We start from the raw sequence: 495 nt of genomic DNA, 5'->3' as shown, positions 1-495 counted from the left end.
CTGTGATGCGGCATTAATGAGCGGCTTGCGGGCACGTCAGTTCAATCTTTACAGCGGCAGCGTGGACGCCATTGGTGCCGTACCTGACAACCAGCATATGCAAACCCTGTTGCAGGTGCTCTCTCATCCGAAACAAGCCGGACACATGGTGCAAGGCGATTACGTGGTAATGGGCATTTACCCAGCCGGCGCGGCCCACATTTTTGTTAACGACCGCAGCATCAGCTCGCTGGCCAAGGCCGCCGGCCACCGTGTGGCCGTGCTCGATTACGACCAGACCCAGGCAGAAATGGTGGCCGCCATCGGTGCCACCCCGGTCACCACCGACATTGTTTCCGCTCCGAACAAATTCAACAATGGCCAGATTGATATCCTCCCGGCCCCCCTCGTTGCCTACGAAATTCTGGAACTGTACAAAGGCATGAGCCCGGATGGCGGCATTGTCGATTACCCACTAACGCAACTGTCCATGCAGCTAATCGGCAGGCTGGACAA

Annotated in this window: 1 protein-coding gene; it reads left to right on the top strand. The window is 57.4% G+C overall.

Annotated features, from left to right (window positions below):
• Positions 1-495 (top strand): putative solute-binding protein (locus tag A3754_RS27245; RefSeq protein ID WP_231880485.1); only part of this gene is annotated, 495 nt, incomplete at both ends.

The organism is Alcanivorax sp. HI0083 (assembly GCF_001635175.1).
This window is presented reverse-complemented; position numbering and strand designations above follow the sequence as displayed.